The following is an 18,808-nucleotide window of genomic DNA, read 5'->3' as shown; positions in this document are numbered from 1 at the left end:
TCTTTGCTCCAATCCGCATTTGAAACTTCGCCGTCAAACCCGTTACCACTGTCGTCTGCGACCTCTTTTCCATCTTTGTCGAAGGAATAGTAGATTATCAGATCTGAGTCATTCCGAATCGCCTCAACGTTCATAGAAAGCGCGAAAATTACGCCACAGGAAACCAAGCAAAATAACAACGTTTTCATGATAACCCCCTTTTATTAGCAATCAGCAATCGGAAACCATCAGCAAAGAGATTTTCATTTGACAAAGGACTCCTCTTGCTAACTGCTGATTGCTGATTGCCATTCAAGACACAAAATTGGGTGATTCGCTTACAGTTTATCTATTCGATTTAATGTTCGCCCAGGTCGTGGCGAGTTTACCTTGTGGTTCTACTGGGGTCAGGAAGGATTCAGCGTCTTGGTTCATGGTCGCTTTAATCTCGTCTGCCGAGAGCGCACGGTTCCAGAGCCGAACTTCGTCAACGCTCCCAGTCCATGCTTCGCCGCCCCAGGTACCGATCGTCACTGCACTCGTATTTTGCGCAGGCGCAACCGGATTTCCCGATTCCTCCGAGTACGTTACTTCGCCATCTACATAGATCTCCACTAAGCCGTTGCTATCGTCTGTGTGGGTATAGGCGAGATAATACCACTTGCCCGTTTCCAGTTCTGTATCATTATCATTAATGTCTTTGAATCCACCGGCTGCACCGTTGGTCCAGACTTTGATGCCGTTGGCTGGATTCATACCGAAACCGAAACCGATATGTCGAGTCGCACCGCTCTGCCGAGTACCGAAGATAATGGCATGTGCTCCCGGCAGCCTATCCAGTTGAACCCACGCAGCTTGTGTAATTGCGCCCTCAAGATGAAAGGCGGCATCGTCTTCAATGAGGACGTGATCTGCCGCAGCCGCAAATTGAAGTGCCTTCCCGAACTGTCCGTCAATCCATTTCGCGCCACCCTGCACTTCGCCTTCAAAACCATTTGCAGATAGGTCTTGTGTTACGGTTCCAGAGCCTTCATCAAGAGGCATGTATAGAACAAGTCCCTCCATTAAGTCAGCGTGCGAAAATGCCGCACATAAAAGCAAACATAGCGTGATTACTGAAAAGATTTTCATTTACTTCTCCTCTGAAAGTGAAAATAGCTTAACATTATACAAAATACAAAAAGCAGAAAGTAACTGGTGTCCTTTTCTGCTTGAATTACTTTCTAAATTCTAACAGATTTTCGTTTTTGACTCAATACACAAAATTTTATGCTGTAAATTTCGCACACCGATAAACTTTTAGAAATGGTATTAGTAAACCTCCAAGTAGTTGTCAATTTCCCACTGGCTGACACTCAGGTGATAGTCCCGCCATTCCTCGCGTTTAACCTGAATGTAATAATCAGCATATTCCATGCCGAGTGCATTCTTGATGACTTCATCTTTTGCGAGGGCATCTGTTGCGTCGCCGAGGGTCGCAGGTAGCGAACCAATACCCCGCTGTTGCAATTCGTCCTCCGGCACTTCATAAAGGTTATCCTCGTTCTGTGCTCCCGGATCGATCTGATTTTCGATACCATCCAGACCAGCTGCAAGCAGAACCGTCGCCGCGAGGTAAGGATTCGCCGCGCCATCGCCTAATCGGTTCTCAATCCGTCCGGGTGCTGGAATCCGAATCATCTGTGTCCGATTGTTTGCTCCGTATGTGACGTAGACCGGTGCCCATGACGAACCGGAACGCGGGGGTCTGCGAACTAAGCGTTTGTAGCTGTTCACAAGTGGGTTCGTAACCCCCGTTACTGCTTTCGCATGTTTGAGAATACCGCCCGTAAAATAGTAAGCAAGTTGAGACAAGCCATTTCTATCATCCTCATCCAGGAACAAATTCGTCTGGTTCTCCTCATCCCAGAGGCTCATGTGGAAGTGTGCCCCATTGCCCGTCAAATTGGTGAACGGTTTCGGCATAAACGTTGCCAGCAGCCCGCGTTCCTCCGCAAGCGTTTTGACCATCCACTTGAAGAAAGTGTGCCTATCTGCTGTCGTCAGTGCGTCCGAATAGGTCCAGTTTGCCTCGAACTGACACGTTCCGTCTTCGTGATCATTCGCGTAGGGCTCCCACTCCAATTCCTGCATGTATTTAATCAGGGTGGTCATCGTATCAAGATTGCGATGGAGTGCCCTGAGATCGTAGCACGGTTTATCCAACGTATCCAGTTTGTCCCATGGGGTATAGGAACCCGTCTCATCCTGTTTCAACAGCATGAATTCTGCCTCTATGCCGACATTGAAGACGTAACCTTTTTCACGCGCTTTTTCCAATTGCCGTTGTAGAATGGTTCTCGGACAGTAGTGCCACGCGTTGCCTTCGACAAACATGTCTCCTGCGACCCACGCTATGTTTTTCCGCCACGGCACAATTGTCAGCGAGTTAAAGTCAGGAATACTTGCCATCTCCGGATCGTGGGGGTATTGCCCTATCTCGCCTGCAGCGAAGCCACCGAAACCTGCGCCTTCTTCTGCCATATCTTCAAGGTGTGTGGATGGAATAACCTTTGCCTTCGGGGCACCGCTCATCTCTACAAAAGAGCAGAGAAAAAACTCGATGCCGTTCTCTTCAACGAAACGTTTGACTTCATCTCGCTTCATGAAATTTTCTCCAATAGTCCGCACCTCGAAAGAATAATGATTCCCAAAATCCGATTTTATTAAGGTGCGATGCGACTCATATACTTTTTATGCAAAAATACTATTCACAAAATGTGGAAACATGGTAGCATTATACCTGAAGTCCTAAAAATTTCAAGATGCATCTTTTAACAGTAAGTTTTAGGAACCTACCCGTTACGCCAAAATGAATAAAAGGAAAGCAATGACACTCTTTTCCCGATTCCACACACTTCTACATAAAAAGGGTTCGCTTCTGATTGGTGCGCTCATTGTCGTCTATTTGCTGCCAATATGGTTGTTTCCCTATTTTCCAACACAAGATGGGGTGAGCCATGTTTATAACTCGCAAATTTTGACTGAGTATAACAACGCAGAATATCAGTTTCGCGACTATTACGAGATTAACTGGTACCCTTTTCCGAACTGGCTTTCCCACTTTTCGTTAGCGGTGTTAATGTTCGTATTTCCGCCTCTCGTTGCTGAGAAGATTTTTCTGAGTCTCTATGTTATTTTCTTCCCGCTTGCAATCCACTATTTTCTCGAGGCTGTCCAGCGCGGACGGTATCCTCTCGTAATACTGAGTTTCACCTTTATCTACAATTATCTCTTTCTGATGGGTTTCTACAATTTTGCTGTCAGCGTGCCGCTCTTTTTCCTCGCACTCGGGTACTGGTGGAAGCACAAGGATGAGATAAACAGGACGCGGATTATTCTGCTCAACCTGCTTATCGTTATTACCTACTTTGCGCACCTCATCTCGTATGCTTTCATTCTGTTCTCTATCGCCTTGCTGGCACTGTTCCATTTCAAGCGGGACTTCAAACGGATTTTGATGACAGGATGTTCTCTGCTACCTGCAGCCATACTTATCCTTGTCTACCTTCCTACCTCTGATCTCCTTGCAGGAGAACCGCCCGAATTTGGATTTGGAAGGATCGGAGAGCTGTTCAATAACCTTATCGGTATGCACGTGCTTGTTGCCTACGCCGAACCTCCGAATTGGATTTCCGTTGCGGTCTCCGTCCTTTTGGTTTTTCTTGCTGCTGTGACAATCTGGCAAAATAGGAAAGACCCCGAAAAAAGTTCCCTTGGACAGCGGGCGTTTCTCTATCTTGCTGGTGTGCTTTTTGGACTCTATTTTATCTTGCCAAACGCTATAGGTCCGGGCGGTTGGGTTAATGACAGGCTCGCTATTTTGGCAGTTCTCGGTATATTTGCATGGTTCTGTGTTCTCGAACATCTTCCATGGAGACGCGTATTCACAGGCATAGTTGTCTTCCTCGCGCTCGTTAACATCTTCTATGTTGGCATTCTCTTCAGGAATCTCAATGCCGAGATACGCGAGTTTAACGCCTTTGTCCAGCGGGTTGGGAAGAACAAGGTTATCCTTCCGCTGCATTTTGATCCGAGGGGCAGTTCTAAACGCGTGGGTATCTTTGTCAACGCTGCTAATTACTACTGCCTTGACAATGGAGGCATCAACCTCGGCAACTATGAAATACAGTTCGACTACTTTCCAATCCGGTTCAACGCCGATTTTGAGGCACCATTGGAAGAGAAGGAGTGGGTGCAGGTTGTTCACTGGGAGCCTGAAAGGATTGGCCTCTGTGATTATGCTGACAATGTGGATTATCTATTGCTGTGGGATACGCCAGACAACCCAATTGTCGCCGAGGCGATTGAGGCGTGTTATACCTTGGAGGCATCTGAGGGGAAGTTGAAGTTATTTAAAGGAAAGCGGTAACAACAGACTGGACTGGCGATACGAAAGAAACAAATTCCTTTAATACTCACCTCGGAGTGTGACAGTCGCGATGGTCTGCGTATAGTTAAGGAAATCGAGCAATGGATCTACCTCATTCGTGCGGTTCTGGGTAACCTGATAATCGGCGTTGAGGGTGAGATATGGATTAAATTCCCAATTCAACTGCACATTCGCACCTATCTGTGTGTCGCGACGGTTTGGCGCGTCTTCCGGTATATTCCCGATCTCGTCCGGAATCTGTCTACCTTCAAACTGCACCCAGAGTCTGGAAAATCGAAGCCGAATCCATCGTCCCGTCTCAAGTCGGTAAAAAGAACTTGCTGCGACTTCAGTACTAACGAAGTTAAAAAAATCGACGTTGGAACGATTCAAAAATAGGTTAACCTCCTCTTGGAACACGAGTCTATCCATTGCGACCTGTATCAGTTTTGCGGAACTGATATGTCGCCAATCGTTTCGACGCTCATTGTCGTCAAGTCCGGTTATACCTAAGATAAGATTGTTCAGATTGGTTTGGTAGCTACCACGTTCTACCCCGTATTCGAGTTTACCAAGGATCTGTTTAAGAATCCAAAATTGCAAGCGTGAAGTCATTTTATGATTGGTGGATCCGACAAGTAGGAAGTCCTCTCTTCGCGAGTCTTCATCGTCAAAGCGGTGTAACCGCAAATTATATTCCAAGACGCGCCCAAAGCGGAGACCGAATTGCCGTTCGGTGTTATTATAGACGTTTGAAGTTCGCACGAAGCGTTGCAGTTGATGGGACGTGACGAGAGGTGGTAAATTCGCAATGGGTTGGAAACTCAGTTCAGTTAAGAATACATCGCTAAACGCATCGAATTCGTTGAGTTTTCCATCAGCGCCGGTGTAGTTTTCCACTTGTGGCGCGTATTGCAATTTGAGCCTGAGTTTATCAGTTACGGGTAAATCCCCGAGCAGGTTGACACCGAAACGGTTAATCATACCTTCGAGTTGCGAATCTTCCTCACCGGCGAGGCCACTGGTGTATGGGTCTACGCTCAAACCGAATTCAATGTGGTTGTTGAATGTATTGGAGAAGTAGGTGTCAATTGTAAGTGCTGCGGGATCGGTTTCAGGGGTTTCGGGTTTTCTTTCGAGAAGACTCTGTCCGAATTCACCTTGGAGTTGTGCAAAGGCACTTTGCGTATCGGATAAGAGGATGCTGCCTATGAATTGTGTAGAAATAATCAGGCATATCCAGAAAAAATGGGATATTTTTTTCACACATTGACTCCAATTCTGTATATGTAAGCTTCTGTCCTATTCAATCGTTCCATCCTGTGGACTTGAGGCGGTGGCGTAAAGTTTTCGCGGGATACGTCCAGCTAAAAACGCCGCTCTACCGGCTTCGACGGCTTTTTTCATTGCCTCCGCCATTAGCACGGGACGGTGCGCTTTTGCGACTGCTGTGTTCAGCAAAACACCGTCGCACCCTAACTCCATCGCTATGGCTGCATCCGATGCTGTCCCAACGCCGGCATCCACAATGAGAGGCACTTTCACGAGATCTCGGATAATCTGAATATTGTACGGGTTACGGATCCCCATCCCTGAGCCGATCGGAGCACCTAACGGCATCACGGCTGCACAGCCAAGGTCTTCTAATTTCTTGCACGTAATCGGATCGTCGTTACAATACGGTAGCACGGTGAAGCCGTCTTTCACGAGTGTCTCTGCTGCACGCAGCAGCTGCTCCACATCTGGAAATAGTGTTTCCTCATCTCCGATGATTTCGAGTTTAATAAGCGATGTCTCAAGTGCCTCTCTCGCGAGGTTCGCTGTCAGAATCGCGTCCTTTGCTGTGAAACAACCGGCGGTGTTTGGGAGGATTGTCATACCTCGTTCGCGTAGAAGTGCGAACAAATTCTCACCCGGTGTATCTGTAAATTTCACGCGCCGCATTGACACCGTCGCGATTTCGGCATCACTCGCAGCAATGGACTCCGTCATGATGTGGAAATTCGGGTACCCTGCCGTCCCGATAAGCAGTCTTGATGTATATGTCTGATCAGCAATCTTGAATTCTTGCATTTCTTATTTTTCCAGTGCCAAGTTTATTTTTTGATTGAGTCGTATACGTCTCTGCGTTTCCAATTTAGTATAGCACTTTGGAGTCTCTTTATCAAGGGTTATACTTGGGACCTTATTTTCCTGTTGGCGCGCTTTGCAGCGTATTAACCCCCTTGGACGGCGCGTATAATCTCAACTTCACTATTCTCACGGAGTTCCGTTGCTTGCCACTCCATTTTTGGGATAACCTCCCGAGCCACGGCGACAGCGATGCCTGACTGCGTTGGATCTATTTCTAAATCGATGAGCAGTTCGTAGACATTTAAATTCGGACGAACCCTTTTCTCTTTGCCGTTAACGCTTATCTTCATGCTTGACTCCCGTTATGCTAAAAATCTGTCTAACCGAAATGGGACAATTGACTCTGAAGTCTCACCCGTCAGAATCAGTTTGGCGATCTCGTAAGCCGTGATGGGTGTGAGTAAGATGCCGTTGCGATAATGTCCAGTGGCGTATATCAGATTCTCAATGGGCGTTTCGCCAAGTATGGGTGCGTTGTCCCTGCTACCCGGACGTAAGCCTGTCCATGTTTCAAGGAGCGGCAGTTCATAAATGCCCGGGACCGCTTCCCACGCGCCGCGGAGCAGCTCAAACACACCGCCAGCGGTCAAACGTGTGTCAAATCCCATCTCCTCGCTTGTCGCGCCGATGATGAGCCTGCCATCGGTTCTCGGCACCAAATATACCGATGTCGGGTACCTTGCTCTGACAGTGCGGATGACGTTATTAACCGTGATACCGGCTTCCATTTGCAACGCCAGCATCTGTCCTTTCACGGGGCGCACCGGCGGACGGATGGCATCTGGAAGTCCCTGAATTTGGGCGGATTCACATCCTGCCGACAGCACGATAGCATCTCCGTTTTGTTTCTCTCCATCTCGCGTCTTTACGCCAGCCGCGATGCCGTTTTCTATGTAGATGCTTTCAATTGCTCTGTTTTCGCACACCACACCGCCATATCTCTGATAGCCGCGTTTGAGGGCTTTCACCATCAATCGGTTATCGACCTGATGGTCGCTCTCACAACGGATCGCTGCCGTCACGCGCGGTGAAAGGGCAGGTTCGATTTCACGCGCCTCTCGTCCTGCCAACCATTCGACCTCCAGCCCTAAATCTTGTTGTGAGCCGTAAAGGTGTCGAAGTTGGTGTGTGTCATCGGGTTCTAACCCGACGATCAGAGTGCCATCCACCCGATACCCGATAGACATCTCGGCATCCGCCTCTAATTCCTGAACCCATTGAGGGTAGAGTGCTAAACTTTGGCATCCGAGTTTCAGCAGTTCCGGTTCTTCGGTATGTGCTTCGGCGAGTGGCGCGAGCATTCCGGCAGCCGCCCAAGACGCAGCGCGCCCGGTTTCAGCTTGTTCGTAGATGGTGACGGAAGCCCCCGATTTCGCCAATTGCCAGCCGATACCGAGACCAATCACGCCACCACCGATGATGAGAATCTTTTTGTTCTTCATTAAAGCTATCGGTTGAAACTGTTATTTTTCCAGCACATTGATGAAACAGTCTTTTGCTTCGACTTTTTTGGAAATCAAGCCTTTTTCATAGGCGAATTTTGCGAAGGCTGCCCATTTTTCTGCGGATTGCACCTGTGTGGTTGCGAACACATCCAATGTATCCCGAAAAGCGAGCTCTTCTAATTCTTTAGTGGCATCAGGGTTTGCCTTAAAAAAAAGTTGAAGTGCATCATCGGGTTTTTCCTTCGTAAATTTAATTGCTTCCTGAATTGCCGTCATCAGTTTTTTAGCGGTTTCAGGATGGTTTTCCAAATAAGCGTCGTTAGTGATGATGACTAATTCATAATAGTCTGGAATACCGTGCTTCTCGAGTGCGAAATAATCGGCTTCTGCCCCTTCAAGTTTCAGCATGTTAATTTCGTAATTTCGAAATGGTCCGATCACTGCATCAATCTGACCGCTTAGAAGAGGTGCCAAAATATTCGTGCCTACGTTTATTAATTCATAATCGTCTTCGGATAATCCGGCATTCGCCCCGATGGCATTAAACAGCAGCACGTCCAGCGGTGCAACTGTGTATCCAATTTTTTTTCCTTTGAAATCTGCTGGCGTTTTAATGCCCGTTTTTTTCAGGAAACTAATCGTGTTGAGTGGATGTTCCACAAGTAGACCGATTGATTTAACCGGCAAAACCTCTTCACTTGCCCGTGCAATTGTTACGCTTTGTTGGTAACTTACAGCAAACGGGTATTCCCCTGCCGCCACGAGTTTAAGTGGAGCATCTGGATCGCCACCCCAGAGGAGTTCGACTTCTAATCCGTGTTTGCCGAAAATCTTATTCTCTTGTGCGACGTAAAGTGGCGCGTGATCTATGTTAGGAAACCAATCGAGGAGCAGTGTGACCTTCTCCATTTCAGAGTTCTGGTGGCTGTCTGCACGGCTGTCAATTCCTGTCAAAAGTATACTACAACTGATGAGAAACATTAAGCAAATTGCTATTTTCATGAGCATTTCCTTTCTTATCGAATTCGGTGTCAAAACCCCGATGCTTTCGCTGGGGGTCTATCACATATCTGATTTGTTATATTGATACCGCCGCCACGGCATTGCATACCGCTCCAACAGCGTCATCAATCCAAAAAGACCTAAGCCTAAAAGTGTTAAACAGAGGATAGCAGCAAATACCAGTGAAACTTGGAGTGTTCCGTTCGCATACAGCATAAGGTACCCGAGTCCCGCCTTCGCGCCCACCCATTCCCCGATAACCGCACCAATTGTAGAGATAGAAATGCCTATCTTTGCCCCTGAAAAAATAAACGGCAATGCCGACGGGATACGTACTTTCCAAAGGATCTGCCAGCGCGTTGCCCGCAAAATTCGGAGCAGGTTTACGGTATCTGGATCAGTGGATTTCAAGCCATCGAGTGTATTCAGCACAATCGCGAAGAATACAATCAGTGCTGCCATGATGACTTTTGAGGCAATGCCGAAGCCAAACCATAGCACCAGTAGTGGAGCGATAGCGAACACTGGAACCGTTTGTGAGCCGATGACATACGGATAGAAGGCTTTCTCTAACGTTGGGAACTCGAACATCAACACGGCTAACGGGACACCGATGCTGACGGCGAGGAGAAATCCAAGGAGCATCTCTTGTAGTGTCACGAGCGTGTGTTTCAGTAATTGTGCGTGTTCTGCAAATAGTGTCACCACAATTTTTGAAGGGGCTGGCAGAATATAGCGTGGCATCTCAAAAAGATGAACGACCCCTTCCCATATTCCCAATACTATCAGTAGGATAGCCACAGGCACCGCAAATTTGCTGAACATTGGCATCTGTTCCTTAGCTTAGTCCACCGGCATCGCGTGCGCTGGAATGTCCACACCCTGTTCACTCCAGAATTTGTATGCCCCGCGGTGTAGTGGAATAACAAACGCCTTTGGTCCATTCTCTATCGTCATGTCTGCTGCGGCTTGATTTGTTTGCAGCATCGCCTGATGTCCCTCTGAGGCGTAAACATGCTTTAGAAGTTTGTAAATAGTCTCCTCGCTCACTGCTTTATTCGAGATGAGTACCGTTGGCATCAGAATAGTATTCACCGGTTCCACTTTACCTTCATACGCGCCTTCTGGTAGGGAGCCGGGGAGGTAGAAGGGATATTTTTCATAGAAGCCGTACTTCTTCGCAGCTACGTCGAGATCAATCATCCGAATAGATTTGATCGCTGTTAACTGGATAACAGCACTATTCGGCACACTGACAAGCCACTGGAACCCAGCGACCTGTCCATCTTGAAGAGCCTCGGCGGCAGCGCTCCCACCTTTATAGATCGGCGTGAACTTTCCCCAGATGCCCGCTAATCTTGACAGGCGTTCTAACGTCTGTGCAGTACCCGACCCACTTGCTCCAGAGGCGATTTTTTTTCCAACAATGTCTTCAAACTGGTGAATATCACTATTCTCCAATGTTGAAAATTGGTCATAAGCTATGAAAAGCAACGTTACCATACGAATGTTAGTTTTCGGTCCCTCTTCTGCGAAAATTTCTTCACCGTGGTAGCCAAGGTAGCTTTCAGCGGCAAAAACGACACCGAGTGCTTCTGGGTCTTGGTTCACACGCCGCGTATTTTCGACCGAACCCGCAGAGGCGTCGATGGATATTTTCAGATGTGGTTCCTTGTGGGTCAGAACGCGGCTAACGCCACCCGCGAATTGTGAAAAACTGCCGCCCATCACGCCTCCCAAAATCGAGAGCCATTCCTTTTTCTGGGGGACGGTATCACCTGTTTTTGCTTTTTCAGCCGATTGCTGATCGCTACACCCATAGAAGACAATTAGCACAACCAACGCGGCGGATGTAAATGTATGTAGTAAATTATGATACTTGAATCTGTTTTTTGTAAACATAGCGTTTCCTTTTTCGTTTGTGTTTTGCGTAGCAGTAAGCTGCCGCTTACAAATTTGTCTGCTAACTTTACAAATGATACCAGATATTTTCTGGGGTTTCAAGTGATTTCTTGTTAAAGAAAACAATCTCTTAAGAAAATTAAATTTCCTTGATAAATCTTCACAGGATTGCTAAACTATAGGTGTGAAGGGTGAATGAAGGAAAAAGGAGGGTAAAAAAGGGTGAAACGCTTTTTTTCATGTCTTAATAACAACAAAAACCAAGCCCGTAATGTAATGGAGGGCGACTCTGAAGAGATACACGTCAAAGCACAAACCCCGTCGTTCCTTCGCAAGGTAAAATTAAAAGGTCTGTTTGTGATAGGGTTCAGTCTGTGTTTCATGATTGGCGCTATTACCGTTAGCGATGCAACGCCAAAGAAACGCATTGCTGTTCTCTATTTTGAGGATCACAGTCGCTTTGATTCTCCTACCGGATGTGGTTGTGTTCCTGCTTTCATCGGTAACCTGTTCAGCACAAAGAAACGCTGGGATTTGGAGGCAGGATTTGCCAAAATGCTCAATCGGAAATTCGTCGAAACGGATGTGTATGAACCTGTCAGTAAAGATGAACTCCTTGATGCTATGGCACTGATGACGCTCTCACGACAGAACCTGAAAAAACTGGATCAGGCGCAGCTTGTAACGCTTGCGAAACATCTCAATGCCGACGTAATTGTAGTGGGTGATATCCGAAAATTTAATCAAGAGCGGTTGAGAGCTAACGCTTCACGCACACTGCGGGAAGGTGGACGTGAATCGCAGCAAGGGCTTGGGAGTGCGAGTTACCTTGCTCCTGTTATCCTGCGAGGGTCCCTACACCGTGCCACCATTAAACTGAACATGAAATTCTACAACGCCTCCGGTAGTCTTGTGGCTGAGCCTCGAATCTCCGCCAGTCGCGACCACCGGTACACCGGCACAAAATTCGCCTCTCTTGAAGCCAGTGTGACCGAGGAAGGAACAAACCTCTCTTTTGGTCAAACGAAGGACACGCAACGGAGCAATCCACGTCCGATTGTCAGACCAACCGAACTTAATCAGATCCAGTTTGCGAGTACTGAATACGACAGAACCCTTTTTGGCGTCGTAACCAACGAAGCGTTAATCAAGGTGGTTTTGGCACTTCGAGACAATGTCGGACCCAATTTCATTACGCCTTGGGAACCGAAAACCGGTACCGCCAAAGAAGGACAAGAAGCTTCAGAAACGGTGTCTGGGGAACCTGTCAAAGGCAAAATTCAGTACGTGGACAATGAGCATCCGGATAAGATTTATGTCAATATCGGTTCCAGCAAGCGGATAGCGATCAACCAAGAGTTCGCTGTCTATACCAGAGGCAAGCCGGTACGAGATTTAGATACGGGTGAAATCCTTACCTATGTACCCAAACAGATTGGTCTCGTGGCGATTTCTGAAATCCTTAATGATAAGGTTTCTATCTTCCGAATTGTTGAGACAACGGAACCCCTCAAAATTGGTGATGCTGTTCGCGAAATTACACCCGATTCTGCCCCATCCGAGGAATCTACATCGGAAACAGATTCGTCTGAAGAGCAATAATGAGTTTCAAAAGGAGTGATACGATGCGCCTTCCGACTTTTAACGGTAACTTTGGGCTTCCGAGTGCTCCCAAAAACATAGTTTGTGTGAAGATTACATCGCTTTTCTGCGTTTTATCGGCGTGTCTCGTAATCCTATTTGGATGTGCTGACCCGGGCACAGAAAAAAAGAGCGAAGAGACGGGTGCTACTACCGCTAAGAAGATCAAAATCGGTTTATCTATGGATTCGTTGCGTGTGGAACGCTGGCAGAAGGACCGAGATATTTTTACGGCTGAAGCAGAGAAACTCGGTGCCGAAGTTATCGTCCAGTCTGCTGATGGAGATGAGCGTCGACAGAACGCACAAGCCGAGAACATGATTACCCAAGGTGTGGACGTTCTTGTTGTTATTCCGAAGGATAGCGTCGCTGCCGCCCAAATTGTCCAAGCCGCGCACGCAGAGGGTATCAAAGTCATCGCCTATGATCGGCTAATTCGCGAGAGTTCACCCGATCTCTATATCTCTTTCGACAACGAACAGGTCGGATACCTGCAAGCCGAGTACCTATTGCGTCAGAAGCCAGAGGGTGCCTATTTCCTACTCGGTGGTGCGCCGACTGACAATAATGCACAACTCCTTCGACAGGGGCAACTCCGTGCCCTGCAACCCGCGATTGACAGTGGTGCCATTCGTTTAGTAGCAGGCGGAGAACATTGGGCGGTTAATTGGGATCCGCGGGACGCGCTTAAGAAGGCAGAGCAGGTCTTGACACAAACGAACAACCAAATAGACGCTGTCGTTGCGTCAAATGATGGCACAGCCGGTGGCGTGATACAGGCACTTGAGGGACAAAATTTGGCAGGAAGCGTTCTCATTTCAGGGCAGGATGCGGAACTCGCCGCGTGCCAACGAATTGTCAAAGGCACGCAGACCATGACCGTTTACAAACCGATCCACCTCATCGCAACGAAGGCGGCACAAGCCGCTGTCGCACTCGCAAAAGGTGAGGCGATCGCTGAAGCGACACAGACCGTTAACAACGGCAAAATTGAGGTGCCATCTATCTTGCTGACACCTATCCAGGTTGACAAGGAAAATTTAGACGAAGAAGTCATTAAAGATGGGTTTCACACACGCGAAGCCGTTTATCAAATTTTTTAAACTATTAAATCTGGGCACCGTTCCACTTCGTTTCACGGTGGTTTTCGGTTAATCCCAACCGCTTCTGGGTCATGGAAAGTTTCTTAATGATTCAGTATCTGCAACTACTATAAATGCCTATTTTTCTCATCGGAACAAACGGTCCAGACATTGGAATCGACGATCGGTTGAGTTGGGTTTGGCGTTCCGATGCTTACCAAAATCTCATCGTCATTGCCTGTCTTGTCGGTGCGGGATGGTTTCTCCGATACGCCTCGCAGCAAGAGTATTGGCGAAACGCGGCAAGGCAGATTCGCAGAAATCGTCTCGCTATTGTTTGTCTTTTCGTTCTCTTAGGATACCTCCTTGTCGGTGTGTTGGATAGCATCGGTTGGCGCGATCCACTCATACGGCAGACCGACCAAACACTCACTCGGAATGAGAGTGGTGCCATTGTCTATAGACCGAGAGGCTTGAGTCTCCTTGATAGACTTTGCACGCCCCTTCGGGAACGAACCGAGAAAACCTATTCTGCTCCGTTGGCAGCGCATCTCTATGCGAAAAGCACCCTCCAGACACCTGACGGACGCACAGTTCGTGAATATCCACCGCTTCAGTATCCGCGGAGTCATCTCCTTGGCACCGACAAGGTAGGTAGTGATGTTCTTTACCGTGCCCTGAAAGGTATCCGCACGGGACTTGTTATCGGCGGATTTACCACCTTGATTGCTGTTCCATTTGCCATATTTTTCGGTGTTATCGCGGGTTATTTTGGGGGGTGGGTAGACGATGCCGTTCAGTACATCTACGCCACACTCGATTCCATTCCGTCTATCCTTCTTATTGTTGCCTTCATGCTCCTCTTCGGGCAAGGATTGTTCAATCTCTGTCTCATTATGGGTATCAGAAGTTGGACGGGGCTGTGTCGTATCCTACGCGGTGAAACTTTAAAGCTCCGGGAATTGGAATATATCCAAGCGTCCGAAGCCTTTGGCGTCCATCGTGGACTCATTATTCTGAAACATCTCGTTCCGAATCTCATGCATATCGTATTGATCACCACTATTTTGCGATTTAGTGGGTTGGTGCTTGCAGAGGCGTTACTGAGTTATCTCCAAATCGGTGTTGAACCGACAACGGGAAGTTGGGGAAATATGATTAACACGGCGCGTTTAGAACTCGCTCGTGATCCGGTTGTTTGGTGGAATCTCACTGCGGCGTTTACGTTTATGTTCGGATTGGTGCTACCTGCTAATCTCTTCGGCGATGCCGTCCGTGATGCCTTAGATCCGAGGTTAAGGACGGAGTAGATAAGCGATGATTATGAAGATTAAAAAGTCAGTACCACGAATCATTCACCAAATAGATAAAGTGATTAGAGATACACACACGTCTCGGGAAAAAAAGATCAAAAATCTGCAAAACCTTGCAATGACATGCTGGCAGGAAGTTGTTCCAGAATATGAAAACTCAGAAATCTCTCAGAATCCTGAATCTGCTGAAATGCAAAAGTGTTGGGCGCCAGTCCGTGATGAGGTCGAGAAGTATGAAACGAAATCCCAAATTTTGTATGCTCTTGACTGGCCCGCTTCTAACGGTAATTTCTACTGGGTAAAGTAGTTAACATTAGAACAAACTGTAAGAAAACCAATAGGAATTCATGTTAAGCAAGTTAGATGCTTAAAAGCAAACAACGGGCAGTGATGCCCGTTGTTCTTTTTTCGGTTTGTTCTGATGAGATTAGTCTTTCTCGTATTCCTTGAGGAAGCCTCTGAACTCCCGACGATGTTTCTCTTCATCAGCGAGAAGTTTAATGCAGAGGTCTTGCGTAACGTAATCGATCCCATCACACAGACGAATAATCTTGTTGTATTGTTCAATCGCAGCGTCTTCCGCTTCGATGACACCATGAATTGCTGCAACGACATCTGTTGAATCTTCTGGTGGTTGAAGCGAGGCTTGTTCGGGTTTAAAGGCAAACGAGCCGGGGACTCGTCCGTCGATCTCCTTGATGCGGGCGGCAAGGTCCTGTGCATGTGTAATTTCTGTCTGGATGTCTGCTGCCAGGGACTTTTTAATTTCTTCGGCGCGAATGCCGTCTAAATCGACAGAAATGGCGAGATAGTTGATGGTTGCTTCCACCTCTAACCAATAGACGCGAGTGAGTTCCTTTATGATTGCTTTGTTTGTTACTTGACTCATGATGATGTTCCTCTAATTGAATGTTGAAATTTCCATTCTCTATTATGGCACCTAATAGTGTATCACACGTTAGAACGAATTTCAATCCTTTTTTGTTTCAGGAACATAGATAAAATTTCTATGAGGGATTCAGACTCGGCATCACCCACGGGTAGCCATCTGGATGCGGCAGAACTTCAAACGGGATGCCATAAGTTTCTGATAGTAGATCCAAGGTTAGCACAACTTCAGGGGTGCCGCAAGCCACAGAAACCCCATCTTTCAGTAGCAACAGGTGATCTGCATACATTGACGCGAGATTTAGGTCGTGAATTGCCGTGATAGCAGTTTTACCATGCCCACAAATCGTTTTGCACAAGTTGAGTATCTGCACTTGGTGTCTCGGATCCAGATGGTTCGTTGGTTCATCTAACAGAAACAGGTCGGGTGCCTGTGTAAGGATCCGCGCAACATCAACACGACTCGCCTCGCCACCAGATAGCGTTGGATAGAGCCGTTCCGCAAACATGTGGGCTTCGACCTGTCGCAATGCTTCTTTGGCAATTAAGAGATCCGCGGTGGTTTCTTTTGTGCCATTGAGATGTGGGTGTCGTCCAAATAGTGCAATCTCTAAATTGGTGAAAGGAAAGTTTATGTCCCTTTTTTGTTGGAGATAGGCTCGAAGACGTGCCAATTTTTGAGGGGTGTAACTATGAATCGGTTTGCCGAGGATCCGAATTTCCCCAGTCGTTGGTAGAAGTTCCCCCGAAATTAACCGCAGAAGTGTCGATTTCCCCGCGCCGTTGGGACCGACAAAACCCCATAGCATCCCCTTTTCAATTGTGATATTAATGTCGCGGACTAACCAATTCCCGTTAATGCGATAACCAACCCCATCCAATTCAATCATCTTTACCTCCAAACACCCTTGTAGATAGGTTTTCCTATAGAAATATCTCGCGTTTGAATCTGAGCAATAACCACAGAAAAAATGGACCCCCGATCAGCGCGGTGACGATGCCAACAGGCAATTCAGCAGGAGCAACAACGGTTCGTGAAAATAAGTCTGCCGAGACAAGTAGTATCGCACCACCCAGTGCTGAACCGGGTAGCACATACCGATGATCTGCCCCACCCAGGAACCTCGGCAGATGTGGTACAACGAGTCCTACAAAACCGATGCCACCTGCGGCGGAGACCGACGCCGAAGACTGACCACCTTTTCAAAGTTTCCGTTGAAACACCGAGATGGTAGGCTTCGGATTCTCCCAGACTCATGGCATTCAATGCGGCTGCCTGCCGTAACAACACGAGTAATCCTATGATTGCAATTGGTAGCGTTATAGAGACAACGGGCCACGTTGCGCCCCCGAAGCCACCGAGTAGCCAGAAAGTCAGACTGCGTAGTTGTTCATCGTCAGCGAGAAAGGTCATTAAACCGATACCTGCGCCAGCGAAACTGTTAAGCGCGATGCCTGCCAACAATAGTGTCAACGTGCGTACTCTTTCTTGCTCTTCTGCAATTTTCCACACACTGATAGTTACAAGGACTCCACATCCAAATGCTGCTACAGGAAGCCCCCACACACCTAACGCCCCTCCGCCGATCAGAACAATCCAGAGCGTTGCGCCTAACCCCGCGCCTGCTGTGACACCGATTAATCCCGGATCCGCCAGTGGATTGCGGAAAATCCCCTGTAGCGTTGCGCCCGAAATGGCTAACATTGATGACACGTGGGAAACGCACGTGGACCAAAACTGCGAAACCATCCTCTCGAAAAAATAGAATTTCAGGAATACGCCACGGTAAAATTTGATATGCACCTATCCCTGCCGCGACGCTCATTGATACTGGGAGTAAACCGATGAGAATCAGCAGAATCTTTGTCCGTTTTTGCATTTTTCGTATTGGTAGAAGGCTTTTAAAGATCTGCATGGAAACGATTATTCGCCTGTCGCAACGAAATGTCCATCAGTTTCGTAGATGCCTCGGAACAGATCAAGTGCAGCGCACCCACAACGGGGACCGAATCCAGATAAATACTGTCCATCCAGTGTTACAACGCGTCTGTTTTGCCCCGCAGGCGTGTGTGCCAAGCCCGGCAATTTGAGCAATCCGTCAACGCCACCGACAGATTTTAGACTTGTGGTGAATAGAACATACACGTCTGGTTGTGCCGCTATCACCGCTTCCGCCGTCATCGGTTTGTTTCCTTTAATGCTTCCTGCTGCATTTTTAACTCCAATAATATCGAACATTGCTCCGGGAGCGGTATCGGTTCCTAACACTAAGGTGGTTTGTGTGCCGCGTAGATAGAGGAACAGTGCTTTCTGTTTCGGTTGCTCTTTTTGCGAGGCAAGTTTGATGTCCAGTTCTTTGATGTCAGTGTCTAAGGCGTTTATTAATTCCTCAGATTTTTTCTGCTGCTCAACTGCTTTACCAATAGTTCGTAATCGTTGCTTGGCTGCTTCAAAACTGCGAGGCTCCTTAAGCAATAAAACGGTTACGCCTGCCATGCGGAGTTGCTGCACGACTTGCGGAGGTCTCACATCGTCCCGTCCAATCACCAGTGTTGGATTCAGGGAGAGAATCCCCTCCGCGTTGAGTCCATACTGATATCCGACACTCGGTAGTTGTTCTTTCACACCTTTCGGATACGTTGATGAGGCATCACAGCCGACCACGTTATCGCCGACACCCAGAGCGAATAAAATTTCAGTGGTACTGCCGTTCAGACTCACGATACGTTCTGATGACGTAATGACTACGGTTTTGCCCTCTGCATCTGTCACCGAAATTGAATCTGCGGCAGCAAGACAGAGTAGGATGCCGAACAGAACGAAAATCGAAACACTTAATATCCACGCCTTATATAAGTTTGATCGAAAAATTTGCATTGTGTTCTCCTTCTAAAGATGAGGAGTTAGGCATGGAACCCGTTTAAGTAAAAGGAGATTCTTATACGTGATGTTCCATGCCCAACGTCTTATGAACTCGTTGTTCAGTGTAAGTTCTTTATTGTGCTAACTTT

The 18,808-nt window shown here is 47.5% G+C and carries 18 protein-coding genes and 1 pseudogene; 5 read left to right on the top strand and 14 right to left on the bottom strand.

Annotated elements, in window-relative coordinates:
* The 3 genes from J4G07_15265 to glnT form a co-directional block, all read right to left on the bottom strand.
* On the bottom strand, nucleotides 1-188 hold a 188-nt coding region (locus J4G07_15265), incomplete at its 3' end, for a hypothetical protein (protein ID MCE2415350.1).
* Between the two features lie 136 nt (nucleotides 189-324).
* Nucleotides 325-1,110, bottom strand: coding sequence for a LamG domain-containing protein (locus tag J4G07_15260; GenBank protein ID MCE2415349.1), 786 nt, complete (start codon nucleotides 1,108-1,110; stop codon nucleotides 325-327).
* Nucleotides 1,111-1,290: 180 nt separating this feature from the next.
* Nucleotides 1,291-2,625: a type III glutamate--ammonia ligase gene (glnT, locus tag J4G07_15255; protein ID MCE2415348.1), complete on the bottom strand. Its 1,335-nt coding sequence runs from the start codon at nucleotides 2,623-2,625 to the stop codon at nucleotides 1,291-1,293.
* A 223-nt stretch (nucleotides 2,626-2,848) separates the two neighbouring features.
* Between glnT and J4G07_15250 the strand changes: the two genes are divergently transcribed.
* Nucleotides 2,849-4,390, top strand: coding sequence for a hypothetical protein (locus J4G07_15250; protein MCE2415347.1), 1,542 nt, complete (start codon nucleotides 2,849-2,851; stop codon nucleotides 4,388-4,390).
* Between the two features lie 39 nt (nucleotides 4,391-4,429).
* Here J4G07_15250 and J4G07_15245 read toward each other — a convergent pair whose 3' ends face one another.
* From J4G07_15245 to J4G07_15215, 7 genes are all read right to left on the bottom strand, one after another.
* The gene (locus J4G07_15245; protein MCE2415346.1) at nucleotides 4,430-5,656 is read right to left on the bottom strand and encodes a hypothetical protein; all 1,227 of its coding nucleotides are present in this window, start codon (nucleotides 5,654-5,656) and stop codon (nucleotides 4,430-4,432) included.
* A gap of 36 nt (nucleotides 5,657-5,692) precedes the next feature.
* Nucleotides 5,693-6,463: a thiazole synthase gene (locus tag J4G07_15240; protein ID MCE2415345.1), complete on the bottom strand. Its 771-nt coding sequence runs from the start codon at nucleotides 6,461-6,463 to the stop codon at nucleotides 5,693-5,695.
* 143 nt (nucleotides 6,464-6,606) lie between these two features.
* The gene (gene thiS / locus J4G07_15235) at nucleotides 6,607-6,813 is read right to left on the bottom strand and encodes a sulfur carrier protein ThiS (GenBank protein ID MCE2415344.1); all 207 of its coding nucleotides are present in this window, start codon (nucleotides 6,811-6,813) and stop codon (nucleotides 6,607-6,609) included.
* Nucleotides 6,814-6,825: 12 nt separating this feature from the next.
* Nucleotides 6,826-7,965, bottom strand: coding sequence for a glycine oxidase ThiO (thiO, locus tag J4G07_15230; protein MCE2415343.1), 1,140 nt, complete (start codon nucleotides 7,963-7,965; stop codon nucleotides 6,826-6,828).
* Between the two features lie 21 nt (nucleotides 7,966-7,986).
* Nucleotides 7,987-8,970 (bottom strand): ABC transporter substrate-binding protein, encoded by a 984-nt coding sequence (locus tag J4G07_15225; protein MCE2415342.1) that lies wholly within the window; start codon nucleotides 8,968-8,970, stop codon nucleotides 7,987-7,989.
* A gap of 60 nt (nucleotides 8,971-9,030) precedes the next feature.
* Nucleotides 9,031-9,795 (bottom strand): ABC transporter permease, encoded by a 765-nt coding sequence (locus tag J4G07_15220; GenBank protein MCE2415341.1) that lies wholly within the window; start codon nucleotides 9,793-9,795, stop codon nucleotides 9,031-9,033.
* 18 nt (nucleotides 9,796-9,813) lie between these two features.
* The gene (locus J4G07_15215; protein ID MCE2415340.1) at nucleotides 9,814-10,872 is read right to left on the bottom strand and encodes a TAXI family TRAP transporter solute-binding subunit; all 1,059 of its coding nucleotides are present in this window, start codon (nucleotides 10,870-10,872) and stop codon (nucleotides 9,814-9,816) included.
* Between the two features lie 222 nt (nucleotides 10,873-11,094).
* On the opposite strand from J4G07_15215, the gene J4G07_15210 reads away from it, so the two are divergent.
* From J4G07_15210 to J4G07_15195, 4 genes are all read left to right on the top strand, one after another.
* The gene (locus J4G07_15210) at nucleotides 11,095-12,474 is read left to right on the top strand and encodes a hypothetical protein (protein MCE2415339.1); all 1,380 of its coding nucleotides are present in this window, start codon (nucleotides 11,095-11,097) and stop codon (nucleotides 12,472-12,474) included.
* Nucleotides 12,475-12,497: 23 nt separating this feature from the next.
* Complete coding sequence (gene xylF, locus J4G07_15205) at nucleotides 12,498-13,616, top strand: D-xylose ABC transporter substrate-binding protein (GenBank protein ID MCE2415338.1); 1,119 nt, start codon at nucleotides 12,498-12,500, stop codon at nucleotides 13,614-13,616.
* Nucleotides 13,617-13,729: 113 nt separating this feature from the next.
* Complete coding sequence (locus tag J4G07_15200) at nucleotides 13,730-14,905, top strand: ABC transporter permease (protein ID MCE2415337.1); 1,176 nt, start codon at nucleotides 13,730-13,732, stop codon at nucleotides 14,903-14,905.
* Between the two features lie 7 nt (nucleotides 14,906-14,912).
* The gene (locus tag J4G07_15195; protein MCE2415336.1) at nucleotides 14,913-15,215 is read left to right on the top strand and encodes a hypothetical protein; all 303 of its coding nucleotides are present in this window, start codon (nucleotides 14,913-14,915) and stop codon (nucleotides 15,213-15,215) included.
* A gap of 120 nt (nucleotides 15,216-15,335) precedes the next feature.
* Here J4G07_15195 and J4G07_15190 read toward each other — a convergent pair whose 3' ends face one another.
* From J4G07_15190 to J4G07_15175, 4 genes and pseudogenes are all read right to left on the bottom strand, one after another.
* Nucleotides 15,336-15,797 (bottom strand): ferritin-like domain-containing protein, encoded by a 462-nt coding sequence (locus J4G07_15190; GenBank protein ID MCE2415335.1) that lies wholly within the window; start codon nucleotides 15,795-15,797, stop codon nucleotides 15,336-15,338.
* A gap of 118 nt (nucleotides 15,798-15,915) precedes the next feature.
* Nucleotides 15,916-16,686, bottom strand: a complete 771-nt coding sequence (locus tag J4G07_15185; GenBank protein ID MCE2415334.1) for an ATP-binding cassette domain-containing protein — start codon at nucleotides 16,684-16,686, stop codon at nucleotides 15,916-15,918.
* Between the two features lie 34 nt (nucleotides 16,687-16,720).
* Nucleotides 16,721-17,676 (bottom strand): annotated as a pseudogene (locus J4G07_15180) (iron ABC transporter permease).
* Nucleotides 17,677-17,720: 44 nt separating this feature from the next.
* Complete coding sequence (locus J4G07_15175) at nucleotides 17,721-18,674, bottom strand: hemin ABC transporter substrate-binding protein (GenBank protein ID MCE2415333.1); 954 nt, start codon at nucleotides 18,672-18,674, stop codon at nucleotides 17,721-17,723.
* Nucleotides 18,675-18,808 lie beyond the last annotated feature (134 nt).

Source organism: Candidatus Poribacteria bacterium, assembly GCA_021295715.1.
Taxonomy (GTDB): Bacteria; Poribacteria; WGA-4E; order WGA-4E; family WGA-3G; genus WGA-3G.
The sequence above is the reverse complement of the archived record's forward strand: the minus strand, read 5'-3'. Positions and strand labels throughout refer to the sequence as shown.